This is a genomic window from Streptomyces sp. NPDC052109 (assembly GCF_040680195.1).
Lineage (GTDB): Bacteria > Actinomycetota > Actinomycetes > Streptomycetales > Streptomycetaceae > Streptomyces.
This window is the reverse complement of the sequence record NZ_JBFAWF010000002.1, coordinates 333,010-355,197: the sequence shown is the minus strand read 5'-3', so window position 1 is coordinate 355,197 and position 22,188 is coordinate 333,010. Positions and strand designations below refer to the sequence as shown.

20 protein-coding genes are annotated in these 22,188 nt (G+C 71.9%); 14 read left to right on the top strand and 6 right to left on the bottom strand.

Annotation, left to right across the window (positions count from 1 at the left end):
- Positions 1-53: 53 nt before the first annotated feature.
- A complete protein-coding gene (locus AB0L59_RS07110) occupies positions 54-2,363 on the bottom strand; it encodes a glycoside hydrolase family 3 N-terminal domain-containing protein (protein ID WP_365580282.1) in 2,310 nt (769 codons plus the stop codon).
- A gap of 120 nt (positions 2,364-2,483) precedes the next feature.
- On the opposite strand from AB0L59_RS07110, the gene AB0L59_RS07105 reads away from it, so the two are divergent.
- The 5 genes from AB0L59_RS07105 to AB0L59_RS07085 all read left to right on the top strand — a co-directional run bounded on the left by AB0L59_RS07105 (position 2,484) and on the right by AB0L59_RS07085 (position 6,927).
- Positions 2,484-3,506, top strand: coding sequence for a LacI family DNA-binding transcriptional regulator (locus AB0L59_RS07105; protein ID WP_365580279.1), 1,023 nt, complete (start codon positions 2,484-2,486; stop codon positions 3,504-3,506).
- 15 nt (positions 3,507-3,521) lie between these two features.
- Positions 3,522-3,854, top strand: coding sequence for a cellulose binding domain-containing protein (locus AB0L59_RS07100; RefSeq protein ID WP_365580276.1), 333 nt, complete (start codon positions 3,522-3,524; stop codon positions 3,852-3,854).
- Positions 3,855-3,939: 85 nt separating this feature from the next.
- Positions 3,940-4,992 carry an LCP family protein gene (locus AB0L59_RS07095; RefSeq protein ID WP_365580956.1) on the top strand — a complete coding sequence of 351 codons (1,053 nt, stop codon included), beginning with the start codon at positions 3,940-3,942 and terminating at the stop codon, positions 4,990-4,992.
- A gap of 245 nt (positions 4,993-5,237) precedes the next feature.
- The gene (locus AB0L59_RS07090; protein ID WP_365580273.1) at positions 5,238-5,594 is read left to right on the top strand and encodes a YciI family protein; all 357 of its coding nucleotides are present in this window, start codon (positions 5,238-5,240) and stop codon (positions 5,592-5,594) included.
- Between the two features lie 43 nt (positions 5,595-5,637).
- The gene (locus tag AB0L59_RS07085; RefSeq protein WP_365580271.1) at positions 5,638-6,927 is read left to right on the top strand and encodes a sigma-70 family RNA polymerase sigma factor; all 1,290 of its coding nucleotides are present in this window, start codon (positions 5,638-5,640) and stop codon (positions 6,925-6,927) included.
- A gap of 259 nt (positions 6,928-7,186) precedes the next feature.
- Here AB0L59_RS07085 and AB0L59_RS07080 read toward each other — a convergent pair whose 3' ends face one another.
- Complete coding sequence (locus tag AB0L59_RS07080; protein ID WP_365580269.1) at positions 7,187-8,347, bottom strand: methyltransferase domain-containing protein; 1,161 nt, start codon at positions 8,345-8,347, stop codon at positions 7,187-7,189.
- 90 nt (positions 8,348-8,437) lie between these two features.
- Here AB0L59_RS07080 and AB0L59_RS07075 point away from each other — a divergent pair, with 90 nt between their 5' ends.
- The 4 genes from AB0L59_RS07075 (at position 8,438) to groL (ending at position 12,614) form a co-directional block, all read left to right on the top strand.
- Complete coding sequence (locus AB0L59_RS07075) at positions 8,438-9,358, top strand: polysaccharide deacetylase family protein (RefSeq protein WP_365580266.1); 921 nt, start codon at positions 8,438-8,440, stop codon at positions 9,356-9,358.
- Positions 9,355-10,212, top strand: coding sequence for a polysaccharide deacetylase family protein (locus AB0L59_RS07070; protein ID WP_365580263.1), 858 nt, complete (start codon positions 9,355-9,357; stop codon positions 10,210-10,212). Before AB0L59_RS07075 ends, AB0L59_RS07070 begins: the two co-directional genes overlap by 4 nt.
- Positions 10,213-10,558: 346 nt before the next feature.
- Positions 10,559-10,867 (top strand): co-chaperone GroES, encoded by a 309-nt coding sequence (gene groES, locus AB0L59_RS07065; protein WP_020132158.1) that lies wholly within the window; start codon positions 10,559-10,561, stop codon positions 10,865-10,867.
- 121 nt (positions 10,868-10,988) lie between these two features.
- Positions 10,989-12,614, top strand: coding sequence for a chaperonin GroEL (gene groL, locus AB0L59_RS07060; protein WP_365580260.1), 1,626 nt, complete (start codon positions 10,989-10,991; stop codon positions 12,612-12,614).
- A 75-nt stretch (positions 12,615-12,689) separates the two neighbouring features.
- Here the strand turns inward: groL and AB0L59_RS07055 are convergent, their stop codons facing one another.
- The 3 genes from AB0L59_RS07055 to AB0L59_RS07045 all read right to left on the bottom strand — a co-directional run bounded on the left by AB0L59_RS07055 (position 12,690) and on the right by AB0L59_RS07045 (position 15,046).
- On the bottom strand, positions 12,690-13,397 hold the full coding sequence (locus AB0L59_RS07055; RefSeq protein ID WP_365580257.1) for an ester cyclase: 708 nt from the start codon (positions 13,395-13,397) through the stop codon (positions 12,690-12,692).
- 76 nt (positions 13,398-13,473) lie between these two features.
- Complete coding sequence (locus AB0L59_RS07050; RefSeq protein ID WP_365580254.1) at positions 13,474-14,247, bottom strand: SDR family oxidoreductase; 774 nt, start codon at positions 14,245-14,247, stop codon at positions 13,474-13,476.
- 130 nt (positions 14,248-14,377) lie between these two features.
- Positions 14,378-15,046 carry an MOSC domain-containing protein gene (locus tag AB0L59_RS07045; RefSeq protein WP_365580251.1) on the bottom strand — a complete coding sequence of 223 codons (669 nt, stop codon included), beginning with the start codon at positions 15,044-15,046 and terminating at the stop codon, positions 14,378-14,380.
- 79 nt (positions 15,047-15,125) lie between these two features.
- Between AB0L59_RS07045 and AB0L59_RS07040 the strand changes: the two genes are divergently transcribed.
- A complete protein-coding gene (locus AB0L59_RS07040) occupies positions 15,126-16,025 on the top strand; it encodes a LysR family transcriptional regulator (protein WP_365580248.1) in 900 nt (299 codons plus the stop codon).
- Between the two features lie 124 nt (positions 16,026-16,149).
- Here the strand turns inward: AB0L59_RS07040 and AB0L59_RS07035 are convergent, their stop codons facing one another.
- Entirely contained in the window at positions 16,150-16,479 is a 330-nt protein-coding gene (locus AB0L59_RS07035; protein ID WP_365580245.1) for a WhiB family transcriptional regulator, read from the bottom strand.
- Positions 16,480-16,859: 380 nt separating this feature from the next.
- On the opposite strand from AB0L59_RS07035, the gene AB0L59_RS07030 reads away from it, so the two are divergent.
- From AB0L59_RS07030 to AB0L59_RS07015, 4 genes are all read left to right on the top strand, one after another.
- On the top strand, positions 16,860-17,471 hold the full coding sequence (locus AB0L59_RS07030; RefSeq protein WP_003948568.1) for a response regulator transcription factor: 612 nt from the start codon (positions 16,860-16,862) through the stop codon (positions 17,469-17,471).
- A 1,165-nt stretch (positions 17,472-18,636) separates the two neighbouring features.
- Positions 18,637-19,224, top strand: a complete 588-nt coding sequence (locus AB0L59_RS07025; RefSeq protein ID WP_030641278.1) for a sigma-70 family RNA polymerase sigma factor — start codon at positions 18,637-18,639, stop codon at positions 19,222-19,224.
- Between the two features lie 164 nt (positions 19,225-19,388).
- Positions 19,389-20,894, top strand: coding sequence for an IMP dehydrogenase (gene guaB / locus AB0L59_RS07020; RefSeq protein WP_365580242.1), 1,506 nt, complete (start codon positions 19,389-19,391; stop codon positions 20,892-20,894).
- Positions 20,895-21,032: 138 nt separating this feature from the next.
- Positions 21,033-22,157, top strand: coding sequence for a GuaB3 family IMP dehydrogenase-related protein (locus AB0L59_RS07015; protein ID WP_365580239.1), 1,125 nt, complete (start codon positions 21,033-21,035; stop codon positions 22,155-22,157).
- The last annotated feature ends 31 nt before the right edge of the window (positions 22,158-22,188 follow it).

Genomic DNA, 22,188 nt, shown 5'->3' with positions numbered 1-22,188 from the left:
GGGTTCACTGTGCTTCCGCCGTGGCTCCATACGTTCCACCCGGCTCCCGGGGTTCAATCAGTTCCCCGGGACACCTCCACCTCGCACCGCAGCCGCCGCTCCACGCCGACCACCCTTACCGGGCCGGTCAGCCGGAGCCGGGCCGTGTGCCGTACGTCCGCGCTCGACGCGGCCAGGCGCAGCTCCAGAGTGCCCGGCTCCACCACCCGGGCCCCCGTGCGGTCCGTGAAGGAGGACAGGTCGGCATGGAAGCGGAAGGTCAGCCGGCGGGACGCGCCCGGGGCCAGCTCGATCCGCCGGTAGCCGATCAGCCGTACGTCGGGCCGGGTCACGCTCGCCACCGGGTCGTGCAGATACAGCTGGACGACCTCCGCCCCGGCGCGCTCGCCGGTGTTGCGGACGGTGAGGGAGATGTCGTGTGCGCCGTCCGTCGGGATCTCGGCCTCGGGGGCGTGGACGTCCTCCCAGGCGAACGTCGTGTACGAGCGGCCGTGCCCGAAGGGGTACAGCGGGGTCGGGTCCAGGCTGCTGACCTCGCCGGCCAGGCCCAGCGGCGGCTGGAGATAGGTCCAGGGCTGGCCGCCGGGCACGCGCGGCACGCTCACCGGGAGGCGCCCTGAGGGGTTCACCCGGCCGGACAGCACCCCGGCCACGGCCGGACCGCCCTCCTCGCCGGGGAAGAAGGCCTGGACGACCGCGCCGAGCCGGCCGTGCCAGCGGCCCAGGGCGTACGGCCGCCCGGTCAGCAGGACCAGGACCACCGGGACGCCCGTCGCCACCAGCCGGTCCAGGAACTCGGCTTGGACTCCGGGGAGTCGGAGGTCGTTCACGTCGCAGCCCTCGCCGGAGGTGCCCCGGCCGAACAGGCCCGCCCGGTCCCCCAGCACCGCCACGCACACGTCCGCCTCCGCCGCCCGGGCCACCGCCTCCTCGAACCCGGTGGGGTCCGGGTCGTCGACCCCGCAGCCCTCGGCGTACGTGACCTTGAGGTCCGGGAGTTCGGCACGCAGCGACTCCAGCACCGTGGGGATCTCGATGCCGAGCGGGACGTCGGGGTGGTGGGTGAGGACATGGGAGGGGAAGGAGTAGCAGCCGAGCAGGGCGAGCGCGTCCGCCGCGCGGGGGCCGACGACCGCGATCCGGGTGTCGGGGGCCAGCGGCAGCAGCCCGTCGGGGTTGTCCAGCAGGACCACCGACTCCTCGGCCAGCCGCCGGGCCAGGGCCCGGTTCCGCGCCGAGTCCGGGTCGACCGTGCCCCGCGGCTCCGGCCGCCAGTCCGGGTCCAGCAGGCCCAGTTCGCACTTCTGCGTCAGGACCCGGCGGGCCGCCCGGTCCACGAGCGACTCCGGGACGCGGCCCTCGCGCACGGCGGTGACGAGCGGGGTGCCGTAGCACTTCACGGTCGGCAGCTCGACGTCGATGCCCGCGGCCAGCGCCCGATGCGCCGCCTCCGCCTCGTCCGCCGCGACCCGGTGCAGGGTCTGCAGGAACCCGATGCCGAAGTAGTCGGCGACCACCGTGCCGGTGAAGCCCCACTGCTCGCGCAGCACCTCGGTCAGCAGCCGCGGGTCGGCGGAGGCGGGCACGCCGTCGGTCTCGGTGTAGGCCGCCATCACCGAGCGGGCCCCGCCCTCGCGCAGCGCCATCTCGAAGGGGGGCAGCGTGACGTCCGCGAGCTCCCGTACGCCGGCCCGGACCGGGGCGAGGTTGCGGGCGCCGGCGGAGGAGGCGTATCCGGCGAAGTGCTTGAGGGTGGCGACGACCCCGGCCGACTCCAGACCCCGGACGTAGGCCGTGCCGATGGTGCCGACCAGGTACGGGTCCTCGCCGATCGTCTCCTCGACCCGCCCCCAGCGCGGGTCGCGGACCACGTCCAGGACGGGGGCGAGGCCCTGGTGGACGCCGCAGGCGCGCAGGTCGTCGCCGATGCGCCGGCCCATCTCCTCGACCAGCGCCGGGTCGAAGGACGCGCCCCAGGCGAGCGGCACCGGATAGGCCGTCGCGCGCCAGGCGGTGAAGCCGGCCAGGCACTCCTCGTGGGCGACGGCCGGGATGCCGAAGCGCCCGGCGGCCGCGATCCGGCGCTGGGCGCGGGCCAGGGCCTGAGCGCCGAGCGCCGGATCCACGGGCGCGGTGCCGAAGGAGCGGGTCAGCTGGCCGAGGCCGAGGGTGATCAGCTCGTCCCAGTCGAAGTCGGCGGTCATCTCGCCCTGCAGCGGGGCGACCCCGTCGCCGTCCGTGGCGGCGCCCACCCACACGCCGTACAACTGGGCGGCCTTCTCCTCCAGGGTCATCCGGGAGAGCAGGTCGGCCACGCGGGCGTCGGCGGGCAGGGCGGGGTCGCGCCAAGGAGCGGTGGTCATGGAACTCCCGTCACTCTGACTGTCGCTCACGAATGTTTCGTAAGGAACACCGAATGTTCCGGGAACCTATGGCGGGCCAAGACCTTCGTCAAGGGGGCCGGCGGGGATACGATCGCGGGCATGACGCCTTCGAAGCCCGCAGAAAAGCAGACGGCGACCCTCGCCGAGATCGCCCGTGAGGCAGGGGTGTCGGCTCCGACTGTTTCGAAGGTGCTCAACGGCCGCGCCGATGTCGCCCCCGCGACCCGCGCCCGGGTCGAGGAACTGCTGCGCGCCTACGGCTACCGGCGCCGGCGTGCCGAGGCCTCCCGCTCCCCGCTGATCGACCTGGTCTTCCACGAGCTGGAGAGCGCCTGGGCGCTGGAGGTGATCCGAGGCGTGGAGAACGTGGCCCGGGACGCCGGGCTGAGCGTCGTGCTGTCGGAGTCGGCGGGCCGGCTCACCCCCGGCCGGACCTGGGCCGACCAGGTGGCCGCGCGCCGCCCGCACGGCGTGGTGCTGGTGCTGTCCGGGCTCGACGAGTCCCAGCGGGCGCTGCTGACCAGTCGTTCCATCCCGTTCGTGGTGATGGACCCGGCCGGCGACCCGGGCCCCGACGTGCCGTCCATCGGTGCCACCAACTGGCAGGGCGGCCTCGCCGCGACCCGCCATCTGGTCGACCTCGGGCACGCCCGGATCGGTGCGATCAGCGGCCCGTCCCGGATGATGTGCAGCCGGGCCCGCGTCGACGGCTACCGCGCCGCCCTGGAGACGGCCGGCCTGCCCGTCGACCCCTCGCTGATCGTGGCCGGCGACTTCCATCACGACTCCGGCTACCGCCTGGGGCTGGAACTTCTGCGCCGCCCCGACCGGCCGACGGCCGTCTTCGCGGGCAACGACCTGCAGGCGCTCGGCCTGTACGAGGCCGCCCGTGAGCTGGGCCTGCGTATCCCGGAGGACCTCAGCGTGGTCGGCTTCGACGATCTGCCGGTGGCCCGCTGGGTCGGCCCGCCGCTGACGACCGTACGGCAGCCGCTGACCGAGATGGCCGAGGCGGCCGCCCGGCTGGTGCTGGAGCTGGGGCGCGAGCAGGAGGAGCGGGCGGCCACCCGGGTGGAGCTGGCGACCAGCCTCGTCGTCCGCAGCAGCACGGCGGCGCCGTGACGGCGGTGCTGGAAGGTGACGTATGGACGGGTGAGGCGTGGCCCCCGCACCCCACCGAAGTCAATCGGTTGTCATGTCGAAACTTTCGGAGTCCTCTCGACAGCCATCGGTCGAAACCGGCGTACTACGGCCTCGCCGAGGCGGTGGGTGGCGGCGGCGGCACCACTCTGCCGCCGGTGCCGGCGGATCGGCCGGGCCTGCAACGCCGCCTGCGCCCAGACCGGGACGGCGGTGTCATGCGTCCACGCCTCCCACAACGGCACGGTGCCGGACGGCGGTTCCGTGACGTTCGGTTCCAACGCCCCCCGGATCGGCGGCCATCCGCTACCCACGGTCATGCTGGGATGAGAATTCCCGAAGAAAACCGACTCTCACCGCTTGCCCTAACAGTCCCCTCATAATTCGGACTTACGTTCCTGCCGTGACGCGACACATGGAGCACCACGAGGAGCAAGGCGAAGCGGGCAGACGGGTGGGCCGACGGCCGGGAGCGCTGAAGATCGTCGGCCTCGCCCTGGCGGGCGCTCTGGTGCTGGGCACGGCCGCCGTGGGCTGGGCGTACTGGCATCTGAACCACAACATCAAAAGCGTCGACATCGACAGCGCGCTCGGCGGCGACCGGCCGGCCCGGGCGGAGACCACCCCCGCCGCGACCGCCTCGGCCTCCGCCGCCCCGCTGCCGACCGGCTCCCTGAACATCCTGGTCCTCGGCTCGGACTCGCGCAGCGGCAAGGCCAACAAGGAGCTCGGCGGCGGCGACAGCACCGGCGCCCGCTCGGACACGGCGATGGTCGTGCACATCGACGCGGGCCGTACGAAGGCCACCGTCGTCAGCATCCCGCGCGACACCCTCGTCACCCGCCCCGCCTGCCCGTTGCCCTCGGGCGGCTCGACGGCGGCCGCCCACAACGTGATGGTCAACACCGCCTATGAGCTGGGCGGGCCGGTGTGCGCGGTGAAGACCGTCGAGTCGATCACCGGCGTCCGCATGGATCACTACATCGAGATCGACTTCTCCGGCTTCGCCAAGCTGGTCGACGCGCTCGGCGGGGTCGACGTCACCACGCAGACCATCCAGGACGACAAGAGTCATCTGCAGCTCAAGGCGGGCCCCCACCACCTCGACGGCAAGCAGGCCCTCGCGCTCGCCCGCACCCGGTACGGCATAGGCGACGGCAGCGACCTCGGCCGCATAGCGCTGCAACAGCAGCTGGTGAAGGCCCTGTTGGAGCAGATGGCCGGCACCAGGTTGCTCACCGACCCGGCCAGGCTGTACCGGGTCGCCGACGCGGCCACCGCCGGTCTCACCACCGACACCGGCCTGGACTCCCTGAGCGAGCTGATGCGGCTCGGGCAGAGCCTGAAGGGCCTGACCTCCGACCAGGTGAAGACGGTGATGATGCCGGTCGTCACCGCGCCCTCCGACCACAACCGGGTGATCGCGAAGGAGCCCGCGGCGAGCAAGCTGTGGGCGTCCCTGCGCTGACCCGGTAGGACCCTGCCCGACGTGGACGCCTCCGCGGTCGGTGAGGACGGCGGCAACCGCGCGGTCCGGAGCCTGCGTGGGCGCCCGGCGGGCCTGGTCACGGACGCGGCCTTCCGGGAGACCGGAAAAAAAATCTAGGGAGACCGGAAAAAATCCTCGGTGAGCGTGTCGATCCGGGGCCCCCACCGTTCGACGCATGGGTGAGCGGCGGGGAGAGGCCCCGCCGCCCGACCGAAGGAGTCACCATGCCCCGCTACCTGTCGATCGTGCGTGTCGACGAGTCCACCGCGCCGCCCGAGGGTCCCAGCCCCGAGCTGATGGAGCGCATGGGCGCGCTGATCGAGGAGATCACCAAGGCCGGCGTCATGCTCGACACCGCCGGGCTCACCCCGCACAGCCAGGGCAGGCGCGTGCGCTGGGAGGGCGGCGAGGCCACCGTCACGGACGGGCCGTTCACCGAGTCGAAGGAGGTCATCGGCGGATACGCCCTCATGCAGTGCAAGGACATGGAGGAGGCCGTGGAGTGGACCAAGCGGTTCCTCAAGACCCACGAGGAGTACTGGACCGTGACCTGTGAGGTGCGGGAGATCGCCGAGGCCTGAGGCGCCTGGCGCTGTGCCGTACGGGGGTGTTGCATGGTGGGCTGTGGAACCACAGCCCACCGCGGCGCAGCCCACCGCGGCGCAGCCCGCCGCGGCCCACGCCATCGAGACCGTCTTCCGCCTGGAGTCGCCCCGCGTGATCGCCGGCGTCGCCCGGATCGTCCGGGACGTCGGCATCGCCGAGGAACTGGCCCAGGACGCGCTGGTCGCCGCGCTGGAGAGATGGCCGCGCGACGGCGTGCCCGACAACCCCGGCGCCTGGCTCATGGCCACCGCCCGGCACCGCGCCGTCGACCTGATCCGGCGCCGCGAGACCTACGCCCGCAAGCTCGCCGAGATCGGCCGGGACCTGGAGACGGCGGTCCCCCCGGAGGTTCCTGCCGACCCGGACGACATCGACGACGACCTGCTCCGGCTCGTCTTCACCGCCTGTCACCCGGTGCTCTCGCGCGAGGCCCGCACCGCGCTCACCCTGCGCCTGCTCGGCGGTCTGACCACGGCCGAGATCGCCCGCGCGTACCTCGTGCCGGAGCCGACGATCGCCCAGCGCATCGTCCGCGCCAAACGCACCCTGGCGAAGAAGAACGTCGCCTTCGAGGTGCCCTGCGGCCCCGAGCGCGAGGCCCGCCTCGGCTCCGTCCTGGACGTCATCTACCTGATCTTCAACGAGGGGTACGCGGCGACCGCCGGCGACGACCTGCTGCGCCCCGGCCTGTGCGAGGACGCGCTGCGCCTGGCCCGCGTGCTGTCCGCGCTGATGCCCAAGGAGGCGGAGGTGCACGCCCTGACCGCGCTCCTGGAGTTCCAGGCCTCCCGCGCCGCCGCACGCACCGGCCCCGACGGCACATCCGTCCTCCTGAAGGACCAGAACCGCCGCCGCTGGAACCGGATGCTCATCGCCCGCGGCATCCGCGCCCTCGACCGCGCCGACGCCACGGCGACCGGTGGCCCGGGCCCGTACGCCCTCCAGGCGGCCATCGCGGCCTGCCACGCGCACGCGTACACGTACGAGGAGACCGACTGGCGTGCCATCGCCACCCTGTACGGCCTGCTCGTCGCACGTGCCCCGTCCCCGGTGGTCGAGCTGAACCGCGCGGTCGCCGTGTCGATGGCCGACGGCCCGGCCGAGGGTCTGAAGCTGGTCGACGCCCTGGCCGCCGAACCCGCCCTGCGCGGCTACCACCTGCTGCCCAGCGTCCGCGGCGATCTGCTGTCCCGGCTGGGGCGTACGGCGGAGGCCCGCGCGGAGTTCGAGAGAGCGGCCGGCCTCGCCCGCAACGAGAAGGAGCGGGCACTGCTGCTGCGCCGGGCGGCCGATGTCAGTACCCGGTGACAGAGGCGACGGGTAGTCAGAACCCGGGGGACGGGGGATCCGGTGCTGAGCGCAGTCCTCGCGAAAGGCTCCGGCACCCGGCCCTTCGCACGGCCAAGCGCGAGGAGGAGCAGCTGCCCGAACTCCGCTGCGTCGAGGTCCCGCTGCGCGAGTGGGACGCGCACCGGCGGATCACCCGGTACAGCACTTCACGCGGGCTCGCAGGCAGGACATCCTCGAAGCCTTCCCGACCACACGATCGTCCCGCTCGGCACGTGACTCAGGCCGGCTCGCCGACCAGCATCGTCGGCGCCCCCGCCACCCGGGTCAGGAACACGGTCGCCGCGTTCGGCCCCTGCGGCTTGACCTTCCTGCGGAGCTCCTCCGGCTCCACGGCCGACCCGCGCTTCTTCACGGTCAGCGTGCCGACCTCCCGCTCCCGCAGCAAGGCCTTCAACTTCTTGAGGTTGAAGGGGAGCTGGTCGGTGATCTCGTAGGTGGAGGCGTACGGCGTCGGACGGTGCTCGTCCGCGGTGACGTAGGCGATGGTCGGGTCGATCAGGCCGCCGTCCAGCCGTTCGGCGACCTCGGCGACCAGATGGGCGCGGATGACGGCGCCGTCGGGCTCGTACAGGTACCGCCCCACGGGGCGGACCCCGGGATCGGGCAGCCCCTTGCCGAGGAGGGTGCGCGGGCCGGGCAGCAAGGTGGCGCGTACCGCACCCGGCTCGGTGCCGAACCACAGCACCGCCTCCTTCACGTCCCCGCCGTCCGAGATCCACTCGGCCTCGGCGTCGGCGGGCACGGCCTCGTGCGGAACGCCGGGGGCGACCTTCAGCGCCGCGCGGGACGCCGTGCGGGCGGCCTCTGTCGCCCAGGACAGAGGAGGGGAGTAGGCCTCGGGGTCGAAGATGCGGCCGCGCCCGCCCCGCCGGGCAGGGTCGACGAACACCGCGTCGTATCCGCCCGTGTCCACCTCCGTGACGTCCGCCTCCCGCACCTCGATCAGCCCGTCGAGCCCCAGCGCCTCGGCGTTCGCCCGCGCCACGGCGGCCGTCACCGGGTCCCGGTCCACCGCGAGCACCCGGATCCCCGCCCGGGCGAACGCGATCGCGTCCCCGCCGATCCCGCAGCACAGGTCGGCCACGGACGTCACGCCGAGGCCCTTCAGCCGCTCCGCGCGGTACGTCGCCACGCTGGTCCGGGTCGACTGCTCGACCCCGTTGGGCGTGAAGAACATCCGCCCCGCGTCCGCCGGCCCGAACTTCGCCGCCGCCCGCTGCCGCAGCCGGGCCTGGCCGAGCGCCGCCGACACCAGCTCGGCGGGGTGGTCGCGGCGCAGCCGGGTGGCGACGGCGAGCTCGTCGGCCGGGGCGGTGTCGCGGACCTCGTCGAGGAGGGCCCGGCCTTCGGGGGTGAGGAGGAGTGCGAGGTCGTTCACGGGGTCATTGTGGGCCAGTCGGTGGATCGTGCGCCTCCGGCGGCGGTGTCGGCCCGGGCACGGGGCACCTGCCTGGAAGGATCCGGCACCATGCGAGCAGTCCTACAAAACGATAAAAAACGGGCACTCTGCGGACGGCTGGTCCCGGTCTGCGGAGCTGCCGCGCTGGCCTGCGCGCCCCTTCTCTCCGGCTGCGCCGGCCCCGTCGAGACCCGCCCCGCACCCGCTCCGGGCGGCGCGCGGATCCTGAGCCCCCAGAGCGTCGAACGCGCCCGCCGGGCCGCGGAGCACGCCCGCCTGGTCGCCGCCGCCAAGCGCTGGGGGCTTGAGCAGGTCCCGCTGACCCCGCCCGCGCCGCCCGAGAGGAAGCCGGAGATCACCGCCCGGGCCGGCTTCGAGGTGAGCCACCAGGAGGAGTGGGGCCTGCCCCCGGTCTTCACCACGATTCCCACCCGGCAGAAGATCGTCTTCCTCACCATCGACGACGGTTCGGAGAAGGACCCGAAATTCCTGCGGATGATGCGGGACCTGAAGATCCCGTACACCGCCTTCCTCAGCGACTACCTGGTCAAGGACGACTACGGCTACTTCCGCACGATGCAGTCCTACGGCCACACCCTGAACAACCACACCCTGCACCACCCCTACCTGCCGGGTCTGTCCTACGAGGAGCAGAAGGACGAGATCTGCGGCATGCAGGACATCATGAAGAAGCAGTTCGGCAAGCGCCCGACGGTCTTCCGCCCGCCGTACGGCAACTACAACCAGGACACCCTGCGCGCAGCCAAGGCCTGCGGCATCAAGTACGCGCCGATCTGGAACGAGGAGGTCTACGTCGACCACTGGGAGTACCGCGAGGACGACCAGAAGATGCGCCGCGGCGACATCGTCCTCACCCACTTCCGCGGCCGGTCCGACTGGAACGGCACGATGATCGACGACATGCGCCGCTTCCTGAACAAGGTCACGCGCGAGGGCTACGCCGTGGCCCGCCTGGAGGACTACCTGTGAGGCCGGGGGCGGGACGCGGCAGAGCGGGTCGCGGACGGCGCCCGGGCCGGTGCGTCGCCGCGCTCCTCGCCTCGGCCCTCCTCCTCACCGGCTGCGCCCAGTCCGTCGACCCCATCGAACGCCTCGGCAAGAAGGCCGCCGAGGGGGTGCGCCCGCCCAGCCCCACCCCCGACCAGGCCTACCGCCGCTGGGGCCTGACCGAGCCCCTCGCCCGGCCGCCGCGGCCCGCCGCCCGCGCGCTCGCCCTCACCCCGCAGAGCGCGGGCCGCGCCCTGCCCCGGGTCATGGACCACATCCCCACCCGCGACCGGGTCGTCTTCCTCACCTACGACGACGGCGCCGAGAAGGACCCCCGTTTCGTCGACATGGTCCGCGAACTACGGCTCCCGGTGAGCATGTTCCTCACCGACAGCGCCGCCGGTCCCGACTACGGCCACTTCGCCCGCCTGCACCAGCTGGGCGCCGGCATCCAGAACCACACCCTCGACCACCGCGCGCTGGCCGGACTGCCGTACGCCGGACAGCGCGCCGAGATCTGCGGCCAGCAGGACCGGCTCAGGTCCAGCCTCGGCCTGCGCCCCCGCCTCTTCCGCCCGCCGTACGGCTCGTACGACACCACGACCCTGCGCGCGGCCGCGGACTGCGGCATCTCGGCGGTCGTCCTGTGGCGCGCCGCGATGACCCCGGCCGACCTCGTCTACACCCGCGGCGCGCGCCACCTCCGCCCCGGCGACATCGTCCTCGTCGGACCGGACGAGATGGCGGGTCCGACCCTGCGGGAGCGCACCACGCGCCTGCTGCGGAGGGTGCAGCAGAGGGGGCTGACGGTGGGGCGGCTGGAGGACTACCTGTAGGGCACCCGTCCGGCGCCGGTCGGCGGAGATCAGCCCGTCCGGCGCTCGAGGACGGGGCCGGAAGGCCCGGCAGCGGGGGCCGGGGGCGGAGCGAACCCGGTGCGGCGGGACGGCGCCGGGCCGCAGGGCAACCCTGCGCGGACCAGGATTTCGGCCGACGCGCCGCACCGCATTGGCACTCCGCTTGACCGAGTGCTAACCCCGGTCATAGTCTCGGCTCTGGCACTCCCCGAGGGAGAGTGCCAACAAACGCGACGGGCAGGTCCGGCACCCGCGACGACGGATCGACCTGGTCGCCACCTCAGACAGTTAACCCCGTGAGATCTCCGAAGGGGGAGGTCGGATCGTGACGACCACCAGCTCCAAGGTTGCCATCAAGCCGCTCGAGGACCGCATCGTGGTCCAGCCGCTCGACGCCGAGCAGACCACCGCCTCTGGCCTGGTCATCCCGGACACCGCGAAGGAGAAGCCCCAGGAGGGCGCCGTCCTCGCCGTGGGCCCGGGCCGCTTCGAGAACGGCGAGCGCCTTCCGCTCGACGTCAAGGTCGGCGACGTCGTCCTGTACAGCAAGTACGGCGGCACCGAGGTGAAGTACAACGGCGAGGAGTACCTCGTCCTCTCGGCTCGCGACGTGCTCGCGATCATCGAGAAGTAATTCACCCCGAGCAACTTTGCTCTTGAACTGCGCCCCTGGCCCCCGCGACCGATAACGAAGCCGGGCGCCCGGGGCGCAGTTGTCTTTGCACCCACAGATTTCCGAGAGGGCTTCCGCTGTCATGGCGAAGATTCTGAAGTTCGACGAGGACGCCCGTCGCGCCCTTGAGCGCGGCGTCAACAAGCTGGCCGACACGGTGAAGGTGACGATCGGCCCCCGGGGCCGCAACGTCGTCATCGACAAGAAGTTCGGCGCCCCGACCATCACCAACGACGGTGTCACGATCGCCCGCGAGGTGGAGATCGAGGACCCGTACGAGAACCTCGGCGCCCAGCTGGTGAAGGAGGTGGCGACCAAGACCAACGACATCGCGGGTGACGGCACCACCACCGCCACCGTGCTCGCCCAGGCGCTGGTGCGCGAGGGCCTGAAGAACGTCGCCGCCGGCGCCTCCCCGGCCGCCCTGAAGAAGGGCATCGACGCCGCCGTCAAGGCCGTCTCCGATGAGCTGCTGGCCTCGGCCCGCCCGATCGACGAGAAGTCCGACATCGCCGCCGTCGCCGCGCTGTCCGCCCAGGACCAGCAGGTCGGCGAGCTCATCGCCGAGGCGATGGACAAGGTCGGCAAGGACGGTGTCATCACCGTCGAGGAGTCCAACACCTTCGGTCTGGAGCTCGACTTCACCGAGGGCATGGCCTTCGACAAGGGCTACCTGTCGCCGTACTTCGTGACGGACCAGGAGCGCATGGAGGCCGTTCTCGACGACCCGTACATCCTCATCAACCAGGGCAAGATCAGCTCCATCCAGGACCTGCTGCCGCTGCTGGAGAAGGTCATCCAGGCCGGCTCCTCCAAGCCGCTGCTGATCATCGCCGAGGACGTCGAGGGCGAGGCCCTGTCGACCCTGGTCGTCAACAAGATCCGCGGCACCTTCAACGCCGTCGCGGTGAAGGCCCCCGGCTTCGGCGACCGCCGCAAGGCGATGCTGCAGGACATGGCCGTCCTCACCGGCGCCACCGTCATCTCCGAGGAGGTCGGCCTCAAGCTCGACCAGGCCGGCCTGGACGTGCTGGGCTCCGCCCGCCGCGTGACGGTCACCAAGGACGACACCACCATCGTCGACGGTGCCGGCAAGTCCGAGGACGTCCACGGCCGCGTCGCGCAGATCAAGGCCGAGATCGAGAACACCGACTCCGACTGGGACCGCGAGAAGCTCCAGGAGCGCCTCGCGAAGCTGGCCGGCGGCGTGTGCGTGATCAAGGTCGGCGCCGCCACCGAGGTGGAGCTGAAGGAGAAGAAGCACCGTCTGGAGGACGCCATCTCCGCGACCCGCGCCGCGGTCGAGGAGGGCATCGTCTCCGGTGGTGGCTCCGCCCTGGTCCACGCCTCCAAGGTCCTCGAGGGCAACCTCGACAAGTCCGGCGACGAGGCCACCGGTGTCGCGGTCGTCCGTAACGCGGTCGTCGAGCCGCTGCGCTGGATCGGCGAGAACGCCGGCCAGGAGGGCTACGTCATCGTCTCCAAGGTCAAGGACCTGGAGAAGGGGCAGGGCTACAACGCCGCCACCGGCGAGTACGGCGACCTGGTCAAGGCCGGCGTCATCGACCCGGTGAAGGTCACCCGCTCCGCCCTGGAGAACGCCGCCTCCATCGCCTCCCTGCTGCTCACGACCGAGACCCTGGTCGTCGAGAAGAAGGAAGAGGAGGAGCCGGCTGCCGCGGGCCACGGCCACGGCCACGCCCACTGAGCGACACGCTCGTGACGAAGGCCCGGCACCCCGCGTGGGGCGCCGGGCCTTCGCCCTGTCTTGCCGTGCCGGAGGCTACTGCTCCAACTCGTCCAGCGCCCCCAGCTGCTGCATCAGCCCCAGCTGGTCCTCCTGCCACCAGGTCTCGGCGATCTTGCCGTCGTGCCCGAAGCGGAACAGCGTCGTCCCGGTCATGGTGACGTGTCGGCCGGTCGGCGGGATCCCCAGGAAGTCGCCCTTGTGCGTGGCCTCCCAGGTCCAGCGTGCGCAGGCCCGGTCGTCCTGGGTGAGCACGTCCTCGAGCGTGAACGTGAAGTCGAAGGCGCCGCGCCACATCCGGTACTCGGCACGGACGTTGTCCAGGCCGATGGTGTCCTGCGGATTCATCGGATCGTGGCTGTGGACGTCCTCGTCCAGCAGGTCGTTGAGCGGCGGCAGTTCGCCCGCGGTCGTGAGCGCCTCGTAGAACCGCCGCACGGTGTCCTCGGCCAGCCGCTCGTCCCGCACGACGTCCAGATCGGTGAAGGTCGGCATCTCGTCGCACAGGGCGACGATCCCCTGAAAGATCTTGTCGGTCTCCGGGAGGTTCGAGTTCCGCATCGCCTCCTCGTACGACGGGAACTCCACGACTTCGACGACGTGCGCCGCGTCCGAGCGGTCCTTGCCGACCAGCGCGTGCGTCGCCGTCCGTCTCCCCTTGGTCTGCGCGACCCAGTCGTCCATCAGCCGGTTCATCTCGTCCAGCCGGCTCGTCCTGCACTCGATGAGCTGTACGAAGGTCATGACGCCGCCTCCCGGCCCCCCTGCCCCGGTTGTGTCACGCTCATTTTCGCACCGGGACGGCAGCGCCACCTGTCCGCTACTGCGGCCCGTACTTGCGCCCGGTCCGGGAGGAGATGCCGCCCAGCAGTCCCCGCGGAGCCACCTTGGCCAGGCCCGTCAGGGCCTTGTAGCGGGGGTCGGGGATCGACAGGGACTTGCCGCGGGCCAGGTCGGTCAGGGCCGTCGCGACCAGCTTGTCGGCGTCCAGCCACATCCAGCCCGGGATGTTGTCCGTGCCCATCCCGGCCCGCTGGTGGAACTCGGTGCGCACGAAACCGGGGCACAGGGCCATCAGGCGGACGCCACTGCCGGCCAGGTCCCTGGCCGCGCCCTGCGTGAACTGCACGACCCATGCCTTGGAGGCGCCGTAGGTGCCGCGCGGCACGAACGCGGCCACGGAAGCCACGTTGACGATCCCGCCGCGCCCCCGTTCGCGCATCGCCTCGGCCGCCGCCGAGGTCAGCCGGAGCACCGCCTCGCAGTGCACCTTGAGCATCTTCAGTTCGTCGGCCATGGAGACGTCGAGATAGCGCCCCTTGTTGCCGAAGCCGGCGTTGTTGATCAGCAGGTCGACCGGGCTCTTCCGGTCGCCGAGGCGGTCGGCCACCGCCTCGATGCCCTTGTCCTCGGACAGGTCGGCGGTCAGCACCTCCACCTCGACGCCATGCCGGTCGTGCAGTTCCGTCGCCTGTTCGCGCAGCCGCTTGGTGTCCCGGGCCACCAGGACCAGGTCGTGCCCGTCAGCCGCCAGCCGCCGCGTGAACGCGGCGCCGATCCCCGCGGTCGATCCCGTAATCAGAGCCGTTGTCATGGCCCAAGCGTAGTGACCCGGAGATGGCGCCGGAGCGAACGTGTCCGCTCCATCGGGGGCCCGGACGGCGGCGACTGCCTCCCCGTGCGGCACCGCCCGGACGGCCGCCGCCCCGGCGGCCGACGGCCGGTCAGCCCGCCTGCTCGGCCAGGTACTTGCGCGCCTTCGCCAGCGTCTCCGAGTGCAGTGCCTCGCCCGCCGCGAGCAGCCGCGGCAGCAGCTGCCGCTCGGTGGTGACCGCGCGGAACTGCATCGCCGCCGTCACTCCGTGGTCCGGCCGGTGCACGATCTCGATCGGATCGCCCGCCCGTATCTCGCCCGGTTCGATCACCCGGAGGTAGGCACCCGTTGCGCCCTTCCGCGTGAATCTCTTGACCCAGCCGCGCTCGCCCAGATGGCCCTGGAACGTGCGGCACGGAATCCGGCCCGAGGTCACCTCCAGAACCACCTCGGAACCGATCCGCCACCGCTCGCCGATCAGCGCGTCGGAGACGACCAGGCCGTCGGTCGTGAGGTTCTCTCCGAAGCAACCGTTGGCCAATGATCGGCCGAGTTCGCGCTCCCAGTCGTCGAGGTCCTCGCGCGCGTAGGCGTACACCGCCTGGTCGTCCCCGCCGTGGTGCCGCAACTCGCAGACCGCGTCCCCGGCCAGCCCGCTCGCGCCGACGCCCTTGGGGCCCGGTGCCGCGACCCGCACCGGTCCGGCCGACGGCTTCTTGTCGATGCCCGTGACACCCTCCGCCTGGTCCGTGTACGGCACCGGCCGCGGGCGGCCCAGATTGACCGAGAGAAGCTTCATGCCCACACGGTACGGGTCCCACCTCAAAGCGTCGACCGAATATTTCACACCGTCCCCAAGCTGCCCTTATGCTCAGAGGGTGATCGAGGCCCGTCATCTCCGCGTCCTGCGCGCCGTCGCCACCACCGGATCCTTCTCGGCGGCGGGGCGCGAACTGGGCTGCACCCAGCCCGCCGTCAGCCAGCAGATGAAGGCCCTGGAGTCCTCGGTCGGCACCCCGCTGCTGGTCCGCAGCGGCCGCGAGATGCGGCTGACCCAGGCCGGCGAAGCCCTGGTCAGGCACGCTTCCGGCATCCTCGCCGGACTCACGGCGGCCGAGGAGGAGGTCGCCGCCATCGCGGGCCTGCGCGCCGGCCGGGTCCGGCTGGTCTCCTTCCCCAGCGGCAGCTCCACCCTGGTCCCCACTGCCCTCGCCGCCCTGCGTGCCGCCCACCCCGGCACCCGTGTCTCCCTGGAGGAGGCCGAGCCGCCGAGATCCGTGTCGCTGTTGCGGGAGGGTGACTGCGACCTGGCTCTGGCCTTCCGCTACGAGGGTGCGGAGGTCGCCGAGGACTGGGACGACCTGGTCGTACGGCCGCTGCTGACCGACCGTCTCGTCGCCCTGGTGCCGGAGCGGCACCGCCTCGCGCGCGCGGAGACCGTCGCCATCGGCGAGCTGGCCCAGGAGCCCTGGATCGCGGGCTGCCCGCGCTGCCGCGGCCAGCTGGTCGAGGTGTGCGAGGGGGCGGGTTTCACGCCGCGCATCGACTTCGCCACGGACGACTATCCGGCGGTGGTCGGCCTGGTCGGCGCGGGTCTGGGGGTCGCCGTACTGCCGCAGCTGGCGGTGGAATCGGTACGGCCCCGGGGCGTGCGCACGGTACGGCTGGAGCCGGCGGTACGGCGCGAGATCGTCGCCCTCACCCTGCCCGACCTGGCGCAGGTGCCGGCCGTCGCGGCGACGCTGGAGCAGCTGGCCCGGGTGGCCGGACGCGTCTAGCGGTACGGCCGCGGGTCACGCCCCAGTGCGGGGCGGCAGAATCACGGGCACGCGCGCGCTGACGTGGCGTGCCCTGGTGGAGGGGATAGGGCACCCGGTGGTCCGTGGGTGCAAAAACGTTCCTTCAATGGTTGGGAGCGGTGTCCGCGCCGGTGGTCGAGGCTGTCACCAGGCGGTTGCGCGCGCGCCCCATCAACTCCTCGCGCTCGTCCTCGGTCAGGCCGCCCCACACGCCGTACGGCTCGCGTACCGCCAGCGCGTGCGCCGCGCACTCCGCGCGGACAGGGCACCTCATGCAGACTTCCTTGGCCGAGTTCTCGCGAGCGCTCCGAGCCGCCCCGCGCTCGCCCTCCGGGTGGAAGAAGAGCGAGCTGTCCACGCCGCGGCAGGCAGCGAGCAGCTGCCAGTCCCACAAGTCCGCGTTCGGTCCGGGAAGGCGGGAGAAATCTGCCATTACGTGACCCCTTGTAGCCGTTCAGAGCGGATACGGTGCCATCGACCGTACATCTCCGGTCTAAGGAGATGAAAATATGACTCATTGCGAATCTAGCCTCGGACACCGTGAAACGGGAAGAAAAGCGGCCAAATGGGGCACGGTTGTGGTGAAAAGTTGAGGGTCTGTTGCGCATGTCTGCAGCGTGTCGACCCCCTCACGTAGAGTGCCGAAGACGGCATGTAGCCCCGTAACTCTTTCGAGTGACCGTCGTTGAGAGTGCGGAGGCGGTTGAGAACACAAGCGCTCGGGCAGGCGTCCGAGGCGGTCGACCGCACAGGTGACGATTCCGTACCAGCCTGGAGGCTCAAGGTGACGCGCATCAGCTGCGGAGGGCGGTCATGACATCCGTCCTCGTCTGCGACGACTCCCCGCTTGCCCGAGAAGCGCTCCGCCGCGCGGTCGCAACCGTGCCCGGTGTCGAGCGCGTGACGACGGCGGCCAACGGCGAGGAAGTCCTCCGCCGCTGGGGCGCCGACCGCTCCGACCTCATCCTGATGGACGTGCGCATGCCCGGCCTGGGCGGCGTGGAAACCGTGCGCCGGCTGCTCTCCGCCGACCCCGGCGCACGCATCATCATGCTCACCGTCGCCGAGGACCTCGACGGTGTGGCCCTCGCGGTCGCCGCCGGCGCCCGGGGCTACCTGCACAAGGACGCCTCCCGCGCGGAGCTGCGCGCCACGGTGACGCAGGCCCTGGCCGACCCGACCTGGCGACTGGCCCCGCGCCGGCTCCGCTCGGCCGAGATGGGCGCCGCGCCCACGCTCACCGCGCGCGAGATCCAGGTCCTGGAGGGCATGAGCCACGGCCGCTCCAACGCCGAGATCGGCCGCGAACTGTTCCTCTCCGAGGACACCGTCAAGACGCACGCGCGGCGCCTGTTCAAGAAGCTCGGCGCCTCGGACCGGGCCCACGCCGTGGCGCTCGGCTTCCGCTGGGGACTGGTCCGGTAGACAGTGCCCAGCCCTGCGGGGCAGCCGGGGCCCAGCGGCACCGGGCACCACTCCGGGGCCGGAGGCGGATCCGCCTCCCCCGGCAGCAGCCCGGCGCCTCACCGGCGCCCGCGAGGAGTCCGGGCCGGAGCGACCGCCGACCCGAACACGACGTACGTGCGCCGACACGCACGTACGCCGGCACGCCCCCCCGGATCCGGGGTCGCGGCGCAGCGCTCTGTCTCGGCCGTGCGCGGTGCTGGACGAGCGCACGCCTCGGTGGCGCGTCCGGTGGCCCGGCCGTACCCGTCTGCCCCGGCGGCGCGCGGACGTGCCGTGCGACTCCGGAGGCGCGTCGGGGTGTCCTGGCCACGCCCGGCGTCGGCTCGCGCGTCCCTCGGCATCCAAAGCCTGCGGTCCGGGATCCGCGTACCACCGGGACGCGGCACGGTCTCGTCGGCTTCCGGCCCCGTCGGCTCTCGGGTCGAGCCGGCGCGGGCGGACGGCGGGTGCCGGGCCCGCGAGGGGCCTCGGCGGGGCCTTCCGGCTGTGGGGCGTACTGCCTCCGGCCGTGGGGTGCATGCCGCCTACCGCTCGAGCGCGAGGTTCGGGCGCAGGCGCCCGTCGGTGGCGTCCTCGTCCGCGGCGTCGTACCGGCGCGTCCCGGTTCCCCGGCGAGGCGGTGGACGAGCGGGTCGTCGGGCCGCTTTCCGGCGTTCGGAGGTGGGTGCCGGTGAAAGGCCTTGACGGGGGTTTCCGTTGCCGGCGGAAGCGGCTGTGACGAGTCTTCGAGGGGTGGACCCGGTCACACCTCGGGAGCCGTACGGCAGACCGCCGGACGGGTGGCCGGTGGCGGGCGGGAACGGAGATCCACTTCGGCAACACCCGTGGTCGGCGCGGCCCGGCCGCGAGCGTCGGCGCGCACACGGGAGGGCTGTTCACACCCCCGTCGTACGACCCCGTCGGACGCCGCGGCGGGCGGGGGGCGAGGCGGGCCGCCGGACGTGCGCTGCCCGTTTCGGCGCGGATGCCGCATCCTTGAGATGTGGAGTCTCTCGGGGACGAGTCGGTCGAGGTGAAGGGGAGGGCGCAGGGGATGAGTGCCGGCGCACCTGCTCATAACGCTTCGGTGCACAACCACGGGCACGATGCGACGGACCGGACGGCCACAAGGCACGATGGACCGATGCGCGACGACGAGGCGGGCACGGCCCATGGGGCGATCGGTGCGCTCGTCCACCGCGCCGTCGACGGGGACGAGCAGGCCACGCACGATCTGCTCGCGCACGTCCACCCGCTGGCGCTGCGCTACTGCCGCACCCGGTTGTCCCGGCTCCCCGGCGACGCGCGTCACTTCGTCGAGGACCTCGCCCAGGAGGTGTGCGTCGCCGTCCTGCTCGCGCTGCCCCGCTACCGCGACACCGGCCGTCCCTTCGAGGCGTTCGTCTTCGCCATCGCCTCCCACAAGGTCGCCGACCTGCAGCGCGCCGCCATGCGCCACCCGGGCTCCACGGCGGTGCCCTCCGACGAGATGCCGGAACGGCCCGACGACTCCCTCGGCCCGGAGGAGCGCGCCCTGCTCAGCAGCGACGCCGAGTGGGCCAAGAAGCTGCTGGCCAACCTCCCCGAGAACCAGCGCGAGCTGCTCCTGCTGCGCATCGCCGTGGGCTTGACCGCGGAGGAGACCGGGCAGATGTTGGGAATGTCACCCGGCGCCGTCCGGGTCGCACAGCATCGGGCACTGAGCCGTCTGCGCGCTCTCGCCGAGCAGTAACGCCCTTGGGCGGAGCCCCCGCAGCTCACTTCGCTGAACAGGCACGCTTCCAAGTCCGTACGAACATACGAAGCCTGAAGCGACCCCGTACCGTGGAATTTGCTAGCGATACTTCCCGTTAGCATGGACATCCGCACCGATCAAGGCCATTTGGGGAAGGTGTCATGACTGCCAACGTCGACGGAGTGCCCGGTAAATTCGCGACACTCGGGCTGACCTACGACGACGTGCTGCTGCTGCCGGGCGCATCCGAGGTGCTCCCCAACGCGGCCGACACCTCGTCCCGCATCTCCCGCAACGTCCGGGTGAACATCCCGCTGCTGTCGGCGGCGATGGACAAGGTGACCGAGTCCCGGATGGCGATCGCGATGGCCCGGCTGGGCGGCGTGGGCGTGTTGCACCGCAACCTCTCCATCGAGGACCAGGTCAACCAGGTCGACCTGGTGAAGCGGTCGGAGTCCGGGATGGTCACCGACCCGATCACGGTGCACCCGGAGGCCACGCTCGCCGAGGCGGACGCCCTGTGTGCGAAGTTCCGCATCAGCGGTGTCCCGGTCACCGATCCGGCCGGCAAGCTGCTCGGCATCGTGACCAACCGCGACATGGCCTTCGAGAGCGACCGCGCCCGGCGCGTGCACGAGGTCATGACCCCGATGCCGCTGGTCACCGGCAAGGTGGGCATCTCCGGCCCCGAGGCCATGGAGCTGCTGCGCAAGCACAAGATCGAGAAGCTGCCGCTGGTGGACGACGAGGGCGTCCTGAAGGGCCTGATCACGGTCAAGGACTTCGTCAAGGCCGAGCAGTACCCCAACGCCGCGAAGGACGCCGAGGGCCGGCTGCTCGTCGGTGCCGCGGTCGGTGCCAGCCCGGAGGCGCTGGAGCGCGCCCAGGCGCTCGCCCAGGCCGGTGTGGACTTCCTGGTCGTCGACACCTCGCACGGTCACAACAGCAACGCCCTGAGCTGGATGTCGAAGATCAAGTCGAGCGTGGACGTCGACGTGGTCGGCGGCAACGTCGCCACCCGCGACGGCGCCCAGGCACTGATCGACGCCGGTGTGGACGGCATCAAGGTGGGCGTGGGCCCGGGCTCCATCTGCACCACCCGTGTCGTCGCCGGTATCGGTGTCCCCCAGGTCACCGCCATCTACGAGGCCTCCCTCGCGGCACGTCCCGCCGGCATCCCGCTGATCGGCGACGGCGGCCTGCAGTACTCCGGCGACATCGGCAAGGCGCTGGCCGCCGGCGCCGACACGGTGATGCTGGGCAGCCTCCTCGCAGGCTGCGAGGAGTCCCCGGGCGAGCTGCTCTTCATCAACGGCAAGCAGTTCAAGTCGTACCGGGGCATGGGGTCGCTGGGCGCCATGCAGTCGCGCGGCCAGGCCAAGTCGTACTCGAAGGACCGCTACTTCCAGGCCGAGGTCACCACGGACGAGAAGCTCGTGCCCGAGGGCGTCGAGGGACAGGTGCCCTACCGCGGTCCGCTCGCCAACGTCCTGCACCAGCTCGTCGGCGGCCTGCGCCAGACCATGGGCTACGTCGGCGCCGCCACCATCGCGGAGATGGAGTCCAAGGGCCGCTTCGTGCGGATCACCTCCGCGGGCCTGAAGGAGAGCCACCCGCACGACATCCAGATGACGGTCGAGGCGCCGAACTACAGCAGCAAGAAGTGACGCCCACGCGCGCGTGAAGACCATGCGGCGGCGGCTCCGGAGCATCCGGGGCCGCCGTTGTCGTCCCCGCGGAGGGCTTCTGTCCTACCCGTCGGCGATACTGGAAGACGCTGAAACGCATCAGGGAAAGGCCAAGACGTGACTGAGATCGAGATCGGGCGCGGCAAGCGCGGCCGCAGGGCGTACGCCTTCGACGACATCGCCGTCGTCCCCAGCCGCCGTACGCGGGACCCGAAGGAGGTCTCGATCGCCTGGCAGATCGACGCCTACCGCTTCGAGCTGCCGTTCCTGGCCGCCCCCATGGACTCGGTCGTCTCCCCGGCCACCGCGATCCGCATCGGCGAGCTGGGCGGCCTCGGCGTGCTCAACCTCGAGGGGCTGTGGACGCGGTACGAGGACCCGCAGCCGTTGCTGGACGAGATCGCCGAGCTGCCGGCCGAGCAGGCGACCCGCCGCCTCCAGGAGATCTACGCGGCGCCCATCAAGGAGGAGCTGATCGGCACCCGCATCAAGGAGGTGCGCGACTCCGGCGTGGTCACGGCGGCGGCGCTCTCCCCGCAGCGCACCGCCCAGTTCTCCAAGGCGGTCGTGGACGCGGGCGTGGACATCTTCGTCATCCGCGGTACGACGGTCTCGGCGGAGCACGTGTCCTCCTCGCACGAGCCGCTGAACCTGAAGCAGTTCATCTACGAGCTGGACGTCCCGGTGATCGTCGGCGGCTGCGCCACCTACACCGCGGCCCTGCACCTGATGCGCACCGGTGCGGCGGGTGTCCTGGTCGGCTTCGGCGGCGGCGCCGCCCACACCACGCGCAACGTACTGGGTATCCAGGTCCCGATGGCCACCGCCGTCGCCGACGTGGCCGCGGCCCGCCGTGACTACATGGACGAGTCCGGCGGCCGGTACGTGCACGTGATCGCGGACGGCGGCGTCGGCTGGTCCGGCGACCTGCCCAAGGCGATCGCCTGCGGCGCCGACGCGGTGATGATGGGCTCCCCGCTGGCCCGCGGCACGGACGCGCCCGGCAAGGGCCACCACTGGGGCATGGAGGCGGTCAACGAGGAGCTGCCCCGCGGCAAGAAGGTCGACCTGGGCACGGTCGGCACGATCGAGGAGATCCTCACCGGCCCGTCCCACACGCCCGACGGCTCGATGAACTTCTTCGGCGCCCTGCGCCGCGCGATGGCCACGACCGGCTACAGCGAGCTGAAGGAGTTCCAGCGCGTCGAGGTGACCGTCGCGGACAGCCAGCACAAGCGCTGACACCCATGACGCGAGGGGCCCGGCCACCGAC

Excerpts from the sequence above, each read along its gene's own strand:
- AB0L59_RS07105 (WP_365580279.1), top strand. The coding sequence starts at position 2,484 with ATGACGCCTTCGAAGCCCGCAGAAAAGCAGACGGCGACCCTCGCCGAG.
- groL (WP_365580260.1), top strand. The coding sequence starts at position 10,989 with ATGGCGAAGATTCTGAAGTTCGACGAGGACGCCCGTCGCGCCCTTGAG.
- AB0L59_RS07025 (WP_030641278.1), top strand. The coding sequence starts at position 18,637 with ATGCGCGACGACGAGGCGGGCACGGCCCATGGGGCGATCGGTGCGCTC.
- AB0L59_RS07050 (WP_365580254.1), bottom strand. The coding sequence starts at position 14,247 with ATGACAACGGCTCTGATTACGGGATCGACCGCGGGGATCGGCGCCGCG.
- AB0L59_RS07045 (WP_365580251.1), bottom strand. The coding sequence starts at position 15,046 with ATGAAGCTTCTCTCGGTCAATCTGGGCCGCCCGCGGCCGGTGCCGTAC.
- AB0L59_RS07055 (WP_365580257.1), bottom strand. The coding sequence starts at position 13,397 with ATGACCTTCGTACAGCTCATCGAGTGCAGGACGAGCCGGCTGGACGAG.
- guaB (WP_365580242.1), top strand. The coding sequence starts at position 19,389 with ATGACTGCCAACGTCGACGGAGTGCCCGGTAAATTCGCGACACTCGGG.
- AB0L59_RS07095 (WP_365580956.1), top strand. The coding sequence starts at position 3,940 with ATGGAGCACCACGAGGAGCAAGGCGAAGCGGGCAGACGGGTGGGCCGA.
- AB0L59_RS07090 (WP_365580273.1), top strand. The coding sequence starts at position 5,238 with ATGCCCCGCTACCTGTCGATCGTGCGTGTCGACGAGTCCACCGCGCCG.
- AB0L59_RS07030 (WP_003948568.1), top strand. The coding sequence starts at position 16,860 with ATGACATCCGTCCTCGTCTGCGACGACTCCCCGCTTGCCCGAGAAGCG.
- AB0L59_RS07110 (WP_365580282.1), bottom strand. The coding sequence starts at position 2,363 with ATGACCACCGCTCCTTGGCGCGACCCCGCCCTGCCCGCCGACGCCCGC.
- AB0L59_RS07035 (WP_365580245.1), bottom strand. The coding sequence starts at position 16,479 with ATGGCAGATTTCTCCCGCCTTCCCGGACCGAACGCGGACTTGTGGGAC.
- AB0L59_RS07075 (WP_365580266.1), top strand. The coding sequence starts at position 8,438 with ATGCGAGCAGTCCTACAAAACGATAAAAAACGGGCACTCTGCGGACGG.